Origin of the sequence: Streptomyces sp. NRRL B-24085, assembly GCF_001282115.1 — a bacterium.
Lineage (GTDB): Bacteria > Actinomycetota > Actinomycetes > Streptomycetales > Streptomycetaceae > Streptomyces.
The window spans coordinates 1-16,041 of record NZ_LJBR01000523.1; the positions used below are offsets into that span (position 1 = coordinate 1).

Below are 16,041 nucleotides of genomic sequence, written 5' to 3' on the forward strand. Positions count from 1 at the left end.
GCCGGTGCCCGGGTCCGGGCCTCCGCCGGATCCGGCGCCCGCGGCGTGCTGGTGATCTGTCATGTGTCCATGGTGACGGGCGAGAGGGCGCCACGGGAGTCGGAACGACCCTGGCCGGACCCTGATATCGGCCCTGAGAGGAAGGAGGGAAGCGTTCGGAGGGCACGCCGTTCGAAGATCAGGGGAGTCTCGGGGGCCAACCCTGATGCCCCGGCACCCCGGCCGTGTGACCATCGATGGCATGCCGGAAGCCGCAGCAGCGCCCCTCGTCGAACCGCGGCCGCCGCGCAAGCTCTACCGCAGCAGTGACGGACGCTGGCTGGGTGGTGTGGCGCGGGGGCTCGCCGGGCATCTCGGGCTGCCCGTCATCTGGGTGCGGCTCGTCTTCGTGGGCCTGTTCATGGCGGACGGGCTCGGTGCGCTGCTGTACGCCGCGTTCTGGTTCTTCGTGCCGCTCGGCGTCGGCGGGGTCGGCGGACAGAAGCCGCCGTCCCTGGTCACCACCGAGACCTCGCCCGACGGCCGCCGCAGACTGGTCGCCCGCCGCCCCGACCGGGGCCAGATCGTGGCCCTGCTGCTCATGGTCGTCGTGGCCATGGTCTTCGTCGGCAATGTCAACGTGGGCAACGGCGCCAAGGCCTACCTCTGGCCCGCCGTCCTGGTCGGCGCGGGCGTCGCCCTGGTCTGGCGCCAGGCGGACAACGCCCGCCGGGCCCGCTGGATGGAGGTCGGCCGCCGCCGGCGCACCCTGACGCTGCTGCGTGCCGCGGGCGGTGTCCTCCTCGTCACCGCCGGTGTCTCCGGGGTCTTCGTGCTCCAGGGCTCCGCCGCCCACCTCGGCTCCGTCCTCCAGGCCGCCCTCGCGGTCCTCGTCGGGATAACGCTCCTCGCCGGGCCGTATCTCGTCCGCATGACCCAGGATCTCTCCGAGGAGCGGCTGATGCGCATCCGTGCCCAGGAGCGCGCGGAGGTCGCGGCCCACGTCCACGACTCGGTGCTGCACACCCTGACCCTGATCCAGCGCAACGCGGAGAACCCGGGCGAGGTCCGCCGCCTCGCCCGTGCCCAGGAGCGCGACCTGCGCACCTGGCTGTACAAACCCGAGGGCACCGGCAAGGACGAGGCCGACGAACCGACCGACCTCGCCGACGCCGTGCGGCGCAACGCGGCCGAGGTCGAGGACAAGCACGGCGTCCCCATAGAGGTGGTCGTCGTCGGCGACTGCCCCCTCGACGAGAGAACCGCCGCACAGATGCAGGCCGCGCGTGAGGCGATGGTCAACGCCGCCAAGTACGGTGGCGAGGGCGGCGCCGTACAGGTCTACGCCGAAGTCGAGGGCAGGACGGTCTTCGTGTCCGTCCGGGACCGCGGCCCCGGCTTCGACCTCGACTCGATACCCGCCGACCGGATGGGTGTCAGAGAATCGATCATCGGCCGCATGGAGCGCCATGGCGGCACGGCCCGGCTGCGCGCGGTGCCGGACGGCGGCACGGAGGTCGAGCTGGAGATGGAGAGGGCGGAGAAGACGTCATGAGTGACCCCACCGAGGCGAACACGGACCCCGTGGAGCCGGCACCGGCCGGCGGCGCGGGCGAGCGGCACGTGCGCGTGGTCCTCGTCGACGACCACCGCATGTTCCGTACGGGCGTCCAGGCCGAGATCGGCCGCACCGAGGAGACCGGCGTCGAGGTCGTCGGGGAGGCCGCGGACGTCGAGCAGGCCGTCACCGTCATCACCGCGACCCGCCCCGAGGTCGTCCTCCTCGACGTCCATCTCCCGGGCGGCGGCGGGGTCGAAGTGCTGCGCCGGTGCGCCCCGTTGATGGCCGACGCCGACCAGCCCGTCCGCTTCCTCGCGCTGTCCGTCTCGGACGCGGCCGAGGACGTGATCGGGGTGATCAGGGGCGGTGCGCGCGGCTACGTGACGAAGACGATCACCGGCACCGACCTCGTCGACTCCGTCTTCCGCGTCCAGGAGGGCGACGCCGTCTTCTCCCCGCGCCTGGCCGGCTTCGTGCTGGACGCCTTCGCCTCCACCGACGCCCCGCCGGTCGACGAGGACCTTGACCGCCTCACCCAGCGCGAGCGGGAGGTGCTCAGGCTCATCGCGCGCGGCTACGCCTACAAGGAGATCGCCAAGCAGCTGTTCATCTCGGTGAAGACGGTCGAGTCCCATGTCTCGGCGGTGCTGCGGAAGTTGCAGTTGTCCAACCGTCATGAGCTGACCCGGTGGGCGACGGCACGGCGGCTGGTCTGAGGCGGGACCGCTCACGCTCACACCACGCGCGTGGCGCCCGCGAACGGCATCTCGTCGATCGGCGCCACCCGCACCGGGGCCGAGGGGTTCGGGGCGTGGATCATCTGCCCGTTGCCGACGTAGAGGCCGACGTGGCTGATGCCCGAGTAGAAGAACACCAGGTCGCCGGGGAGGAGTTCGGAGCGGGAGACACGCCGGCCGGCGTCGATCTGGGCGTAGGTCGTGCGGGGCAGGGAGATGCCCGCGGAGCGGTAGGCGGCCTGGATCAGGCCCGAGCAGTCGAAGGCGTCCGGTCCTGTGGCGCCCCAGACATAGGGGCTGCCGAGCTTGGTGTAGGCGTAGGAGACAGCCGCCGCCGCACGGGAGTTGGGCGCTTGCGCGGTGGCCGTGCCGGGGGTCGTCAGCTCCCCGCGTGCGCCCGTGGTGGCCCGTGAGGCGCGTTCCCCGTCCTCGCCCAGAACAGCCGCGCGTTCGTCCGCCGACAGCCGGGACATCAGCCGGCGGGCCGCGCCCAGTTTGCCGGTGATCGTCTTCTTGTGGCGCTTCAGCTCGGCCTGGCGCGACTTCAGTGACGTCAGCTCGACGTGCGCGGCCCCGCGGAGCTGCTCGATCTCCCGCAACTGCCGGCGCACGTTCGCCACGGAGGCGGCCTGGCGGGTGCCGGCGCGTTCGACGAACTCGGCGCTGTCCAGGTACCGGTCGGGGTCGTCGGTCAGCGCGAGCTGCATCGCGGGGTCGAGGCCGCCGCCGCGGTACTGCGCCGCGGCGATCGAACCCAGCGCGTCCCGGGCCTCGTTGAGCTGTTCCGTCCTGCGGGCGGCCTCGTCCCGCAGACCGTCCAGGCGGGTCTCGGCCGCCTCCGCCCTCTCCTTCGCGCCGTTGTACTTCTCGGTGGCCGCCTCGGCCTCCTGGTACAGCCGGTCCACCTTCGCCCTGACCTGCTCGGGTGTCAGCTGCGGTTCGGCGTGTCCGATCCCGTCGAAGCCCGTCGCGGTCGCGGCCCCCGCGAGGGCGATCGTCGCCGCCGTACGGACCGTATGGCCGCCGGCCGAGCGTCTGCGGGGCTTGCGGTGCGCTGCCACGTGGACTGCACGTCCTTTCGTACGATCGCCCGCCCCGGGGCTCACAGCCGTACGACGCCGGGGAGCGGCCGTACGACCGCCCGGGGCGGTGTGCGCGTCCGGCGACGGCCCGCACAGGGGGAGCGAGCCGCCGCCGGACCTTCTCGGCGGTGGTGTCCGACTGCCGCCCCTGGCCCGGGCGGCGGTGGGGAGCCGGTCACCTGGTGGAGGACGCTAAACCTGACCGTGTCCGGGAGGTGACGCGTTGTGCGGAACTGCCGCCAGGGGACCGCGGGGTGACCGAAGGTGACCGTGCTGCCGGGGTGACGCCGTCGACTTCGCGTGGTGCGCTGACCGAAGTCGGGATTCACGGACGCGGGACGGGTGCGGGGTGCTATGGGCCGCATATATGCAAGCCCTGCCGCGGGGGCCGGTGCGGACACCCCTGCCGCCTCTGCATAAGCTCCGGCCTCATGGACGTACTCATCCATCTGTTCGTCGGCCTGCACATCATCGGCATCGCCTCGCTGCTCGGCGGCTTCCTCACCCAGATGAAGGCGATGGGCCGGGGCACCGCCCGGTTCGTCCCCGCGATGCTGCACGGTGCCGCGACGATGCTGGTCACCGGGGTGATCCTGGTCGGCCTCAACCAGGCCGACGACCAGCACGTCAACAACATCAAGATCGGCGTCAAGCTGGCTCTGCTGATCGTGATCCTCGGCCTCGTCTATGTGAAGCGGGACGACGAGAAGGTGGACAAGAGCCTGTTCGGCCTGGTCGGCGCGCTGACCACGGCCAACGTCTTCATCGCGGTCCTCTGGACCTGACGGCCGCCCGGGCGGAGCCGACCGCCCCCGCCGCGACGGCCGACCAGGCCGCCACGGAGATCCACAGCAGCACCTCACCCGGCGTTCCGAGCCACGGGACGTCCGCGGTGGCGGAGACCGACAGCGTCGCGACCGCCGTCATCCCCAACGGGAACACGGTGGCCCAGCGGCGCACGTCGTAGCGCGGGCGGGGCCGTACGCACTCGGCGGCCAGCAGGACGGCGTACCAGGCCAGTCCGAGCACCAGCAGGGCGAGGGTCACCGCGCGCAGGACTCCGCGGTCGTCGTCGTTCCACAGGTACAGGCGCGCGCTGTCGGCGGCGAGCAGTTCCGAGCCGGCGAGCGCCGAGACGGCGAGGGCGCCGCCCGCGATCCACTGGTCGCCCGGTCCCTCCAGGACCTGGCGCAGATCGAAGCGCAACAGCGCGATGCCGTAGAGGACCAGGCCGAGCCAGAAGAGGACCAGCGCGGTGTGCGCGAGCCAGGCCGCGGACTCGGCCGCCGCGAGGGTGGCACCGAGGACCGCGAGGCCCTGGGTGGCCACGCAGCACAGGAACACCCCGCCGGGCATCCGCGGCCTCCAGTGCCTCATGACCAGCGTGATCAGCGGCGGCCACAGCAGGGCGGACAGGGCCAGCAGCGCCTCGGCGAGGGCCTGCCGGCCCAGCAGGGAGAAGCGGGTGCCGAGCACCGTGGTCGCCGCCACGGCCGTCAGCGCGCCCGGTGTCCCGGCGTCCGCGACCCATCGCGCGCGCTGCCGCAGCAGTCGTACGGCGAAGTCGGCGGCCAGCCCGAGCCAGGCCGCGCAACCGAGCACCAGGGCGATGCGGGACAGCGTCTCGTGGCCCGTGAGACGGAGCCCGACCGACAGGATGCCGGTCGCCAGCACCGCGGCCCCGACCGCGGGCGGGCGCTGCGCCCACCAGATGGGCTGGGCGGAGTGCTGGGAGGTACCGGGCATGGGGCGATGCTAGGAAGCTCCCCGCGCCGTGGTGGCGGGGCGCGCACGCGCGCGTGTGAAATGCACGCGAGTGCGGGCCCCGCGGGACGGCTCGGGGCGGGACGGAACTCCGAGCGCCGGGCTCAGGCCGGGCGGACCACGCTGTGGATCGCCGACTCGCCGTCGTAGTAGATCGACTCCTCGCGGACGTACGCGCCCGGCTTGGGGGCGTGGATCATCATGCCGTTGCCGATGTAGAGGCCGACGTGGCTGATGTCGTCGTAGAAGAAGACCAGGTCACCGGGCTGGGCGTCGGCCAGGGAGACGGTGGTGCCGGCGTTGACCTGGTCGTAGGTGACGCGGGGGAGGTCGACGCCGGCGGCCTTCCAGGCGGCCTGGGTGAGCCCCGAGCAGTCGTAGGAGCCGGGGCCGGTGGCGCCCCAGACGTACGGCTTGCCGATCTGCGCGCGGGCGAAGGCGAGGGCCTTGGCGGCCTTGGTGGCGTACGAGGAGTCGGGCGCCGTCGAGGTCGTGTCCTGCGGGGCGGCGGTCTCCTGCGCGGTCTCCTGTGCGGCCTTCTGCGCCGCCGCCTGCTGCCGCGCGAGCTCCGCCGCCTTGCGGGCCGCCTCCTGCTGCCTCTGCTGCTCGATCGCCGCGAGACGCGCCTTCTCCTGGGCCGTCAGCTCGGACAGCAGCTCGCGCGCGTCGGCGAGCTTCTTCTGGACGGTCGCCTTGGCGGTCCTCAGGTCGCTCTGCGTCTCGGTGAGCGTCTGGAGGCTCCGGGAGGCCTCCTGGCGCTTCTTCATCGTCGCGGACTGCTCGGTGACGTAGTCGTCGACAGCGCCCTTCTGGCGGCTGGTCAGGCGGCCCATGAGCTGGGTCTGGTCGAAGTAGTCCTGCGGGGTGTCCGCGAGCAGGAAGGTCGCCGTGTCGGGCGCGGCGGCGCCGGTGCGGTACTGGGCCGCGGCGAACGCGCCGAGCTCCTCCCGCGCCTCGTTGAGCTTCTGGGTGCGCTGGGCGACGTCGTCGAGGAGCGTGTCGACCTGCTTGCGCTGCTTGGCCGTCTTCTCCTTGGCCGCGTTGTAGTTGTCGGTCGCCGACTCGGCCTGGCGGTAGAGGTCGTCGACCTTCTTCTCGACCTCTTCAAGACTCGGCTTGTCATCGGCCGGCGCGGCGTTCGCCGACTGGGACAGCAGGGCCACGGAGGTGAGGGCGGCCGTCGCGAGGGCCGGGGTCCGTATGCCTGCCACGCGCGTACCGACGGGACGCGACTTGCGGTGCGACGCCAAGGGAGGCGACTCCTTCCCGTGCTCCGCCTACCGGGTTAGCTGTCGGGTTCGGGCGCGGTGCTTCGGAAGGTTTGCCCTACGGCTCTCCCCTGCGCGGGAGGCGGCCGATTCACCCCAGGTTCGGTGGGTCCCCGGCTCCGGGCGCGCGGCGGCGCTGCGGACTCGGCGGAGGCCGTGCGGCCCGGCGACGTTCGCCGGAGGGGGTCGTACGGCCTGCGGGAACGGTAGCCAACTGGTGTGGCACGTGTGAAGGTTGATGTTCGATATGCCCGATACATTTTCGTGACCTTCGTCCCAGGCATCGTGCCGCGTGGCCGATGCGTAGGGGTTTGTCATTGCCTGGTGCATTTGTTCGGAGTGGTGACGCCTGCCCGTTTCCGGGTCGGCGTCCGGCCGGCCGGGGTGGGACGGTGATTCGGGCGATGTTCTCGGGGCGGCGGCGGTCTGTCAGTGGGGCACCCTAGACTCGGAGAGCGATGAGCAGCCTCTTTGACGACAGCTTCCTGGCGGACCTCCAGGCCCCTCGCGGGCACGCGGAGGAACCCCCGCCGCCGCCCGAGGACGAGCACGTGCCGGAGCAGGTCCCGGACGACCTGTTCGGTGGGAAGTTCGACGTGCCCCCGGACCGGGACGCCTATTACCGCGACGGCGCCCCGCGCCCCGTGGTGGACCCGGCCGCCCTCCTGGAGGGGCTGAACGAGAACCAGCGCGCGGCCGTCGTGCACTCCGGCAGCCCCCTGCTCATCGTGGCCGGCGCCGGCTCCGGCAAGACCCGGGTGCTCACCCACCGCATCGCCCACCTCCTCGGCGAGCGTCATGTCCACCCCGGCCAGATCCTCGCGATCACCTTCACCAACAAGGCCGCGGGCGAGATGAAGGAGCGCGTCGAGCAGCTCGTCGGCCCGCGCGCGAACGCGATGTGGGTCATGACCTTCCACAGCGCCTGCGTGCGGATCCTGCGCAGGGAGTCGAAGAAGCTCGGGTTCACGTCGTCGTTCTCGATCTACGACGCGGCCGACTCCAAGCGGCTCATGGCCCTGGTCTGCCGCGACCTGGACCTCGACCCCAAGCGGTACCCGCCGAAGTCCTTCAGCGCCAAGATCAGCAACCTGAAGAACGAGCTGATCGACGAGGAGGACTTCGCCGCCCAGGCCACCGACGGCTTCGAGAAGACCCTCGCGCAGGCCTACGCCATGTACCAGTCGCGGCTCCGCGAGGCCAACGCCCTGGACTTCGACGACCTGATCATGACGACGGTCAACCTGCTCCGGGCGTTCCCCGACGTCGCCGAGCACTACCGCCGCCGCTTCCGGCACGTCCTCGTCGACGAGTACCAGGACACCAACCACGCGCAGTACGCCCTGGTCAGGGAGCTGGTCGGGACCTCCGAGCACCCGGTGGACGTACCGCCGAGCGAGCAGGACCTGCCGCCCGCCGAGCTGTGCGTCGTCGGTGACGCCGACCAGTCGATCTACGCCTTCCGCGGCGCGACCATCCGCAACATTCTCCAGTTCGAGGAGGACTACCCGGACGCGACGACGATCCTCCTGGAGCAGAACTACCGCTCCACCCAGACGATCCTCACCGCCGCCAACGCCGTCATCGAGCGCAACGAGTCCCGCCGCCCCAAGAACCTGTGGACCAACGCGGGCGCGGGCGCGCGCATCACCGGCTATGTCGCCGACACCGAGCACGACGAGGCGCAGTTCGTCGCCGACGAGATAGACCGCCTCACCGACGCGGGCGACGCGAAGGCCGGCGACGTCGCCGTCTTCTACCGCACCAACGCGCAGTCCCGTGTCTTCGAAGAGGTCTTCATCCGCGTCGGCCTGCCCTACAAGGTCGTCGGCGGCGTCCGCTTCTACGAGCGCAAGGAGGTCCGGGACGTCCTGGCCTACCTGCGTGTCCTCGCCAACCCCGAGGACTCCGTACCCCTGCGGCGCATCCTGAACGTCCCCAAGCGGGGCATCGGCGACCGCGCCGAGGCGATGATCGACGCCCTGTCCCAGCGCGAGAAGATCAGCTTCCCGCAGGCGCTCAAGCGTGTCGACGAGGCGTACGGCATGGCCGCGCGCTCCACCAACGCCGTCAAGCGGTTCAACGTGCTGATGGAGGAGCTGCGTACGATCGTCGAGTCCGGCGCGGGCCCGGCGACCGTCCTGGAGGCAGTGCTCGAACGCACCGGCTACCTCGCCGAGTTGCAGGCCTCCACCGACCCCCAGGACGAGACCCGCATCGAGAACCTCCAGGAACTCGCCGCCGTGGCCCTGGAGTTCGAGCAGGAGTCCGGGGAGGGCGAGGAGACCGGTTCGCTCTCCGACTTCCTGGAGCGGGTCGCGCTCGTCGCCGACTCCGACCAGATCCCCGACGAGGACGAGGACGGCTCCGGTGTCATCACCCTGATGACCCTGCACACCGCCAAGGGCCTGGAGTTCCCGGTCGTCTTCCTCACCGGCATGGAGGACGGCGTCTTCCCGCACATGCGCGCCCTCGGCCAGACCAAGGAACTGGAGGAGGAGCGGCGCCTGGCGTACGTCGGCATCACGCGCGCGCGTGAGCGGCTGTACCTGACCCGGTCCGCGCTGCGCAGCGCGTGGGGGCAGCCGTCGTACAACCCGCCCTCCCGCTTCCTGGAGGAGATCCCGGCGCAGCACGTCGACTGGAAGCGCACGGGGGCGTCCGCCGCTCCCGCGGGGCCGGTCTCGGCGGTCGCCGCCTCGCTGTCGTCGTCCCGTTCGCGGTCCTCGGCCTCGGGCGCGTCCGGTTTCGCGACGCGCAGGACCGCGGAGAAGCCGGTGGTGTCCCTGGCCGTCGGCGACCGTGTCACCCACGACCAGTTCGGTCTGGGCACGGTGGTCGGGGTGAAGGGCACGGGGGCGAACGCCGAGGCGACGATCGACTTCGGGGAGGCGAAGCCGAAGCGGCTGCTGCTGCGGTACGCGCCGGTGGAGAAGCTGTAGCTCCGGGCGGGCGGGGGCCGGGCCCGAGGGGTTACGTCGGGTCCAGCCCGTGGCTGCGCAGCCACGGCAGGGGGTCTATCGCCGAACCGCCCGCCGGGTGCACCTCGAAGTGCAGGTGAGGGCCGGTCGAGTTGCCGGAGTTGCCGGAGTAGGCGATCGGGTCGCCGGCCTTCACCGTCGTACCGGAGGCGACGCGGTAGGTGGAGAGGTGGCAGTACCACGTCTCCGTGCCGTCCTTCGCGGTCACGACCATCATGTTGCCGTAGGCGCTGTTCCACTGCGTCCGCACGGTGCCGTCGGTCACGGCCATCACCGTGGTGCCGTACGACACCGGGAAGTCGATGCCGGTGTGGACGGACATCCAGTTGACGCCGGACTGGCCGTAGTAGGCGCTGAGTCCGCGCTGCGCGACCGGAAGCGCGAACTTCGGGCGCAGCCGCTCCTTGCGGGCCGCCTCCTCCGCCGCCTTCTTCTTCTCGGCCACCTGCTGGGCCTTGAGGTCGATGCGTTCCTGCGTACGGCTGGCGCGGTCGGCGAAGTCGTCGGCACCGGCCCTGAGACTCTCGAGCTGGGTGTCCAGCTTGTTGTTCGCGACGGACGGCTTGACGGCGCTGGTGTCCGCGAGCGTCGTCGAGGTCTCCTTGTCGTCGCCGGTGAGGGTGCCGACCGAGGCGGCGGCGATCCCGGCGACACCCATGACGCACGCCGAGGGAACGGCGATCGTCAGCAGCGCGGAGCGCTTGGCGGGCATCCGGCGGCGGGAGCGGTTGGCGTTGCGGGCGGCGACACGGGAGCCGGGGGCGGGTGCCGCGGCCCGGGGCGCCTCCTCCTGGTCGTCCAGGAGCGGGGCGTCGGCGTCGTGGACGGCGGGCAACTCGCCGGTGGCCGTGGCGGCGGTGTCCGCGCCGTCGTGCGACTCGCCGTCGTGCGAGGCGTGTTCGGCGTAGGTCTCGCCGTAAGGATTCGCCTCGCCGTACGCGTGGCTCTCCTCGTAGCCATGGGGCTCGTCGTGGCCGGCCTGCTCGAACGCGGCCGTCTGCTGCGGGCCGGCCGCCGTGCCGTCGGAGTTCCACTGCGTGGCGTCGTACGCCCCGGTGTCGAAGGTCTGCGTGCCCCATTCCCACTGCTGGGTCTGGTCGGCCGGGACCGCGGACTGATCCGGCTGGTGCCAGGAACTCGCGTCCCACTGCCCGGAGTGGTCGACGCTGCCACCCTGCGGCGGGATCGCGGCGAGCTGCTGGTGGTCGGCGCCCCACTGCGTGGTGTCGTACGCGCCGGTGTCGTAGGCGGCGTGGTGCTGGGCCGCGTACATGTCGTAGTTCAGGGTCTGGTGACCGCCCGTGGTCCACGTCGAGGCGTCGTACGAACCGGTCGCGTCGCCCGGCATGTCGCCGAAGAGCGGGTCGGTCTCGAAGGTGCCGGTGGTGTGCGCACCGGCGTCCGGGGTACCCGCGGTGCAGAAACCAGTGGCGTCGTAGCCGCCGTACGTGGTGAAGTCGCCGTACTGGGCCTCCTGCGTGCCGTACGACGCATAGTGCGACGAGTCGGCGTCGGAGGCCGGAGCCGGGGTGGTCATGGTCCCCGACGGGTGACGGTCGTTCACCAACTTCTCTTTCGCCTCGACAACAGGGGCTGCCAGAGCAGTGCGGCGACTGTACCCGGCGGTACGCGGGCGCGACAATCTTCAACTGGTTTCGGGCGCGCAGGAAACGGGCATTCGGCCGTGTTTCGGGGGACTGCGGACGGGACCTTGGCTCTGTGTTCGAAGCTTGTTCGATGGCGGTCGGGTCCGGTCCGGGCTCCGGAGGCGCGCGGAGAGCTGTCGGCGGTCTGTGCCGACGAGCTGTCCGCGGCCCTCGTCCGGTGACCGGTACGACCGTTACGCCACGGTCAGTCCGCCCGCGCGTCCGGCCGTCTCCTCGCCGGCCCGCGCGGTGTCGAGCACCTGCCGTATGCCGGTCGCCACGGCGGGGTGCACGGGCAGGGCGAGATGTCCGATCCCGGTCACCTGGACGTTCTCCGCCATCAGGTCCTCGTGCTCGATGCAGGCGCTCTCCAGCGGGTCCATCAGGTGGTCGAGGTCGCTCCAGAAGCTGACGAAGTGCGTCCGGCAGCCCGGAGCCGGCTGAGTGAGCTCCTTGAGCAACTCCGAGCCGGGGCGCATCTGGCGCACGATCGGGTGTGCGTTCGCCAGCGGCACCACCCGGGTGCCGGAGTGCGGGGTGCCGAGCGTCACCAGGGTGCGGACCCGGGCGTCGCCGCCGAGACGCTGCACGTAGTACCGCGCGATCAGGCCGCCGAGGCTGTGCCCGACGACGTCGACCCGCTCACTGCCCGTGCGCTCGCAGATTCCCTCTATGTGCCGGCCGAGCAACTCCGCCGCGGCCCGGATGTCGCAGGTCAGCGGGGAGTAGTTGAGCGACTCGATCTGCTGCCTGCCGTGCTGGGCGAGGCTGCGGCGCAGGAGCACGAACACCGAGCGGTTGTCGATGAACCCGTGCAGCAGCACGACCGGGGGCTTGGCCTCCGTCGGCAACTGGGCGGCGCCGTCCTCGGACGCGGGGAGCGGAGATACGGGGGAGCGGCGCTCCTGGGCGATGCCGGACGGGTACAGGAGGAGGTGTCCCGCGAGGATCGCGAGCTCGAGCGCGGTCGCCTTCAGCAGGGCCAGGGAGAGTCCCGCCAGCCTGCCGGGAAGCAGGCGTTCGCAGAGCGGGAGAAGGGGCAGCGCCGCCTTGGTGACCTTCATGGCCGACCTCCTGTCGGCACACGGGAGGACGGCTCCGTCCCCCGTGTGCGCTCATGGGGAGTCACGGCGAAGGTCGTCTCCGACGCCGACGTGGCGCGAGGGGGGCGCGGGGGATGAGTACGGCGGTCGGCGCGCGGTTCCCGAGGTGCCGGACGACCCGGACGGGCCGGTGGAACCGGTGGTGCGGGCGACGCCGACGGTGCCGGTGCGTTCTCCGGTCGTATCGGTGGTGCCGATGGTGCTCGCGGTGCTGGTGGTGCGCCGGTGACGTGACGAGCCGCCCTGTCGGTGTGGCGACGAGGCTGCCCGCTGTCGTGCCTTACCTGTCCTGCGTGCCCTTCGTGCCGTCGCCGGCGCGCCGCGCCCCCGCGGCGCGTGGACTGCTGCGCGGCGGTGCGGCGACCTCGTTGCGGCTCCCGAACGTGTCCCACCATGTGATTTCCCCCTTGAGGTCGCCTGGAAACTGCATCGTGCGAGATGGTGGCGATAACGTTCGTTCACCTTCCCGGTCTGTGCGGTACTAGTCGGTAGGAATGCACGCAGTCGCTTCATGGAGGCAGTGATGGGTGTGACAGCCGGTCCGATCCGCGTGGTGGTGGCCAAGCCGGGGCTGGACGGTCATGATCGCGGAGCCAAGGTGATCGCGAGGGCGCTGCGCGACGCCGGCATGGAGGTCATCTACACCGGCCTCCACCAGACGCCCGAGCAGATCGTCGACACGGCGATCCAGGAGGACGCCGACGCGATCGGTCTCTCCATCCTCTCCGGCGCCCACAACACGCTGTTCGCCGCGGTGATCGACCTGCTCAGGGAGCGGGACGCCGAGGACATCCTGGTGTTCGGCGGCGGGATCATCCCGGAGGCGGACATCCCGCCGCTGAAGGAGAAGGGCGTCGCGGAGATCTTCACGCCGGGGGCGACGACCCAGTCGATCGTCGACTGGGTCCGGGAGAACGTACGGCAGCCGGCGGGGGCGTAGGCCTTCGGGATCTCGGCCAGGTTTCGGGGCGTCAGTAGAGGACCGTGGGGCGGGGCCGATCGCGCAGTTCCCTGTATCCGGTGGACGGGCCCCGGCCGGGGCGGTGGGCCCGCACCGACCGCCGACGGCACGGCACGGCACGGCACGCGGATACCCGCCCCTTCGTTCCTCAGGCGCCGCCCTCCAGTTCCGCCGCCATCGCCGCCCGCAAACGCAAGGTCGTCACCAGGCGCTGGAACGCCTCCGCCCAGTAACCCCCGGCCCCCGGACTCGCGTCCTCGCCCTCGTCCGGCACCGCCGTCAGCCCCTCCAGCCGCCCCGCCTCGGCCGGATCGAGACACCTCTCCGCCAGCCCCATTACCCCGCTGAAGCTCCACGGATAGCTCCCGGCGTCCCGGGCGATGTTGAGCGCGTCGACCACCGCCCGCCCGAGCGGCGCGGACCACGGCACCCTGCACACGCCCAGGAGCTGGAACGCCTCCGACAACCCGTGCGTCGCGATGAACCCGGCGACCCACTCGGCCCGCTCGGCGGAGTCCAGGGTGCCCAGCAGCTTGGCCCGCTCCGCCAGCGACACCGCTCCCGGACCGCCGGCCTCCGGAGCCGCGGGCGTCCCGAGCAGCGCCCGCGCCCACCCGGCGTCCCGCTGCCGTACGGCGGCCCGGCACCAGGCCGCGTGCAGTTCGTCACGCCAGTCGTCCGCCACCGGCAGCGCCACCATCTCCTCGGGCGTCCGCCCGCCGAGCCGCCCCGACCAGCCGCTCAACGGCGCGGCCTCCACCAACTGTCCGAACCACCACGACCGTTCGCCCCGCCCCGGGGGCGCCTTCGCCACGACGCCGTCGCGCTCCATGCCCGAGTCGCACTCGTGCGGCGCCTCGACGACGATCGTCGGCCTGTCCCGGGTGTGGTCGACCGCCACGCACGCCCCGGCCCTGACCGCCATCCGCGCCGCCAGCGCCGACCCCGGCAGCGCGGACAGCAACTCCGCGGCCGTGGCCCGTACGTTGCGGCTGCGGTCGGCCAGCGCCTGCTCCAGGAACGGCTCGTCGTCCGGGCCCAGCCCCGTCCGCAGCGAGTCGAGGAACATCAGCCGGTCCTCGGCCCGCTCGGTCGCCCAGGTCGTCGCGAGCAGCTCGCGCGCGGCGGCGGGCTCCCGCGCACGGATCGCCGCGAGGAGCGCCACCCGCTCGGCGAACAGGCCCTCCTCCCAGAGCAGTTGGATCCCGGCGGTGTCCTGCGGCGGTGGCAGTGCCGCTCCGCCGCCGGGTGTCGCCCGCAGCGCGAACCGCCAGTCCGGGTTCAGCCGGGCGAGCCAGGTGGCCCGCGCTCCCGCGAACGCCAGCGCCGCCGGCCGCAGGTCCGTACGCCCCCGGGCCGCGTCCAGCAACGCGGGCAGGAGCTGCGGGGGCGCGGCGTAACCGCGGACGTTCGCCGCCGCGAGCCACTGGGGGAGCAGCTCCATCAGATCCGGTGCCGTGCCCCTGCGTCCGCCTCCGCCCGTGCCCGGCCGGTCGGCGAGCAGCATCGCGAGCCGACGGGCCGCCGCCGCGGGCAACGCGGGGCGCGGGTCCTCCGGTGCCGGCTCCGGCCGCTGTGCCGCGCGCGCGGGCCTGAGCCCGGCCCGCCGTCGTACGGTCTCCACGGCCGCCGCGTCCAGCAACGCCACCGGCGCCTCGGGCCCGGCCGCGACACCGGGCGGCGTGCGGCGCGCGGTGCCGAGCAGCGCCGAGGTGACGAGCTCCTCCCAGGCGTCCGGGGCGGAGGTCCTGTCCATGCGGTTCCTTTCCGTCCGGTCGAGTGCTCGGTTCGGCTCGGTGACGGACTTGCCGGCGCAGTTCGGGGTCGGGTGTCCGGCGGGGCGCGCGGTTCCGTTCAGCACAGCGGCACCGCCTCGCCCGCGCCCTCCGGCCAGGCCGTCAGCGGGGTGAAACCACGGTGGCCGCACTCCCCGAAGACCTTCACCGGGGCCCCGCCCGAAAGCGCGACCAGGCGCCACAGGCCCGGGCGCGAGCGGGCGGAAGCGGTGAGCGGCAGGGCCGAGTCGCCCTCGGCGTCGGCCAGTTGCCAGGAGTCGCCGTCCGGGGCCGGTATCACCCGGTCCAGGGTCACGGGGACGGAGTCGAGCCACGGGTCGTCCCGCAGCGCCTCGCCGTACCGGGCGGCCGCCTGCTCGGTCGTCACCCCCGGCGGACGCGCCGCCGAGGGCGCGGGCGGTGTGAACCGCTCGCCCAGCGCCGCCCTCGACTGACCGGTGCCGGGATAGGCGGACACCTCCGCCTCCAGCTCCAGGCCCACCGGCAGCGCCAGTTCGGGAGCGCGGCCCGCAGCGCCGTAGGACAGGAGCAGGGCCGTGCGGCCCGAGTGCGTGCCGTGCAGCCAGATCCGGCGGGTCGTCAGCCGGGCGTCCGAGGTGTCGTACTGGGCGAGCACCAGCCAGCGGTCCCGTACCGCCGGGCCGTCCGCCGAGGCGGGCAGGCCGATCCGGGACCGGACCGTCGACGCGAGGCCGTCCGGCAGCCGCTCGCGGCGCAGCCAGCCCTGGTCGAGGAGGTGCAGGAGGGCACACTCCTCCAGCAGCCGCACCGGCCAGCCCGGACCGGACGACGGGATCGACCCCAACTCCCGCACCCGCCCGGCGAGTCCCGGCGCCTGGGCGTCGACCATGCGGGCGGCCGTCTCCTCCCACATGCCGTACCCCGCCTGTTCCGCGCCCGCGAGGCCGCCGCGCAGCAGATCCGCCAGACGCTGCTCCAGCTCCGTCGCCCCCGCGGTGATCCGCGCCGCCCGGCGCTCCGCCCTGCGCCGCGCCGCCTCCGGATCACCGGAGCCGGCAGCGGAACCGGCCTCCCCCGCCGCCTGCTTCTCCTGCGCCCGCTGCCTTCTCCCCTCCATCCACTGCTCCGCCCAGTCCGGTGCCCGGCCCGGCGGCACCGGCCCTCCCCGCCAGCGCAGAGCAGCAGCAGCCCGAGGGCGTGCT

Annotated in this window: 12 protein-coding genes, 1 pseudogene and 1 riboswitch; of the genes and pseudogenes, 6 read left to right on the forward strand and 7 right to left on the reverse strand. The window is 72.6% G+C overall.

What is annotated here, in order from left to right:
• Nucleotides 1-241: 241 nt before the first annotated feature.
• Both AOJ26_RS38505 and AOJ26_RS38510 read left to right on the forward strand, forming a co-directional pair.
• Entirely contained in the window at nucleotides 242-1,534 is a 1,293-nt protein-coding gene (locus AOJ26_RS38505) for an ATP-binding protein (RefSeq protein WP_053853000.1), read from the forward strand.
• A complete protein-coding gene (locus AOJ26_RS38510; RefSeq protein WP_053852992.1) occupies nucleotides 1,531-2,256 on the forward strand; it encodes a LuxR C-terminal-related transcriptional regulator in 726 nt (241 codons plus the stop codon). Before AOJ26_RS38505 ends, AOJ26_RS38510 begins: the two co-directional genes overlap by 4 nt.
• 17 nt (nucleotides 2,257-2,273) lie before the next feature.
• On the opposite strand, the gene AOJ26_RS38515 is transcribed toward AOJ26_RS38510, so the two are convergent.
• Nucleotides 2,274-3,338, reverse strand: coding sequence for a C40 family peptidase (locus tag AOJ26_RS38515; RefSeq protein ID WP_053852993.1), 1,065 nt, complete (start codon nucleotides 3,336-3,338; stop codon nucleotides 2,274-2,276).
• A gap of 452 nt (nucleotides 3,339-3,790) precedes the next feature.
• On the opposite strand from AOJ26_RS38515, the gene AOJ26_RS38520 reads away from it, so the two are divergent.
• On the forward strand, nucleotides 3,791-4,144 hold the full coding sequence (locus tag AOJ26_RS38520) for a hypothetical protein (RefSeq protein WP_053852994.1): 354 nt from the start codon (nucleotides 3,791-3,793) through the stop codon (nucleotides 4,142-4,144).
• On the opposite strand, the gene AOJ26_RS38525 is transcribed toward AOJ26_RS38520, so the two are convergent.
• Both AOJ26_RS38525 and AOJ26_RS38530 read right to left on the reverse strand, forming a co-directional pair.
• On the reverse strand, nucleotides 4,122-5,105 hold the full coding sequence (locus tag AOJ26_RS38525; protein WP_053852995.1) for a tellurite resistance/C4-dicarboxylate transporter family protein: 984 nt from the start codon (nucleotides 5,103-5,105) through the stop codon (nucleotides 4,122-4,124). The two genes, AOJ26_RS38520 and AOJ26_RS38525, sit on opposite strands and share 23 nt — an antisense overlap.
• 122 nt (nucleotides 5,106-5,227) lie before the next feature.
• Entirely contained in the window at nucleotides 5,228-6,373 is a 1,146-nt protein-coding gene (locus AOJ26_RS38530; RefSeq protein ID WP_053852996.1) for a C40 family peptidase, read from the reverse strand.
• 8 nt (nucleotides 6,374-6,381) lie between these two features.
• Nucleotides 6,382-6,551, reverse strand: a riboswitch (cyclic di-AMP (ydaO/yuaA leader).
• A gap of 298 nt (nucleotides 6,552-6,849) precedes the next feature.
• On the opposite strand from AOJ26_RS38530, the gene pcrA reads away from it, so the two are divergent.
• Nucleotides 6,850-9,333, forward strand: a complete 2,484-nt coding sequence (gene pcrA, locus AOJ26_RS38535) for a DNA helicase PcrA (protein ID WP_053852997.1) — start codon at nucleotides 6,850-6,852, stop codon at nucleotides 9,331-9,333.
• Between the two features lie 31 nt (nucleotides 9,334-9,364).
• On the opposite strand, the gene AOJ26_RS38540 is transcribed toward pcrA, so the two are convergent.
• Nucleotides 9,365-10,909 (reverse strand): M23 family metallopeptidase, encoded by a 1,545-nt coding sequence (locus AOJ26_RS38540; protein WP_053852998.1) that lies wholly within the window; start codon nucleotides 10,907-10,909, stop codon nucleotides 9,365-9,367.
• Between the two features lie 303 nt (nucleotides 10,910-11,212).
• Entirely contained in the window at nucleotides 11,213-12,082 is an 870-nt protein-coding gene (locus tag AOJ26_RS38545; protein WP_053852999.1) for an esterase/lipase family protein, read from the reverse strand.
• A gap of 145 nt (nucleotides 12,083-12,227) precedes the next feature.
• On the opposite strand from AOJ26_RS38545, the gene AOJ26_RS45000 reads away from it, so the two are divergent.
• Nucleotides 12,228-12,350 (forward strand): hypothetical protein, encoded by a 123-nt coding sequence (locus AOJ26_RS45000; protein ID WP_256979456.1) that lies wholly within the window; start codon nucleotides 12,228-12,230, stop codon nucleotides 12,348-12,350.
• Between the two features lie 294 nt (nucleotides 12,351-12,644).
• Nucleotides 12,645-13,061, forward strand: coding sequence for a cobalamin B12-binding domain-containing protein (locus tag AOJ26_RS38550; protein ID WP_037718998.1), 417 nt, complete (start codon nucleotides 12,645-12,647; stop codon nucleotides 13,059-13,061).
• A gap of 169 nt (nucleotides 13,062-13,230) precedes the next feature.
• Here the strand turns inward: AOJ26_RS38550 and AOJ26_RS38555 are convergent, their stop codons facing one another.
• The gene (locus AOJ26_RS38555) at nucleotides 13,231-14,838 is read right to left on the reverse strand and encodes a DUF5691 domain-containing protein (RefSeq protein WP_053853001.1); all 1,608 of its coding nucleotides are present in this window, start codon (nucleotides 14,836-14,838) and stop codon (nucleotides 13,231-13,233) included.
• 98 nt (nucleotides 14,839-14,936) lie between these two features.
• A pseudogene (locus tag AOJ26_RS38560) lies at nucleotides 14,937-16,041 on the reverse strand (SWIM zinc finger family protein); the annotation flags it as partial.

Bases quoted from the DNA above. Each gene is read 5' to 3' on its own strand.
- AOJ26_RS38505 (WP_053853000.1), top strand. From the start codon at position 242: ATGCCGGAAGCCGCAGCAGCGCCCCTCGTCGAACCGCGGCCGCCGCGC.
- AOJ26_RS38510 (WP_053852992.1), top strand. From the start codon at position 1,531: ATGAGTGACCCCACCGAGGCGAACACGGACCCCGTGGAGCCGGCACCG.
- AOJ26_RS38520 (WP_053852994.1), top strand. From the start codon at position 3,791: ATGGACGTACTCATCCATCTGTTCGTCGGCCTGCACATCATCGGCATC.
- AOJ26_RS38525 (WP_053852995.1), bottom strand. From the start codon at position 5,105: ATGCCCGGTACCTCCCAGCACTCCGCCCAGCCCATCTGGTGGGCGCAG.
- pcrA (WP_053852997.1), top strand. From the start codon at position 6,850: ATGAGCAGCCTCTTTGACGACAGCTTCCTGGCGGACCTCCAGGCCCCT.
- AOJ26_RS38540 (WP_053852998.1), bottom strand. From the start codon at position 10,909: ATGACCACCCCGGCTCCGGCCTCCGACGCCGACTCGTCGCACTATGCG.
- AOJ26_RS38545 (WP_053852999.1), bottom strand. From the start codon at position 12,082: ATGAAGGTCACCAAGGCGGCGCTGCCCCTTCTCCCGCTCTGCGAACGC.
- AOJ26_RS38550 (WP_037718998.1), top strand. From the start codon at position 12,645: ATGGGTGTGACAGCCGGTCCGATCCGCGTGGTGGTGGCCAAGCCGGGG.
- AOJ26_RS38555 (WP_053853001.1), bottom strand. From the start codon at position 14,838: ATGGACAGGACCTCCGCCCCGGACGCCTGGGAGGAGCTCGTCACCTCG.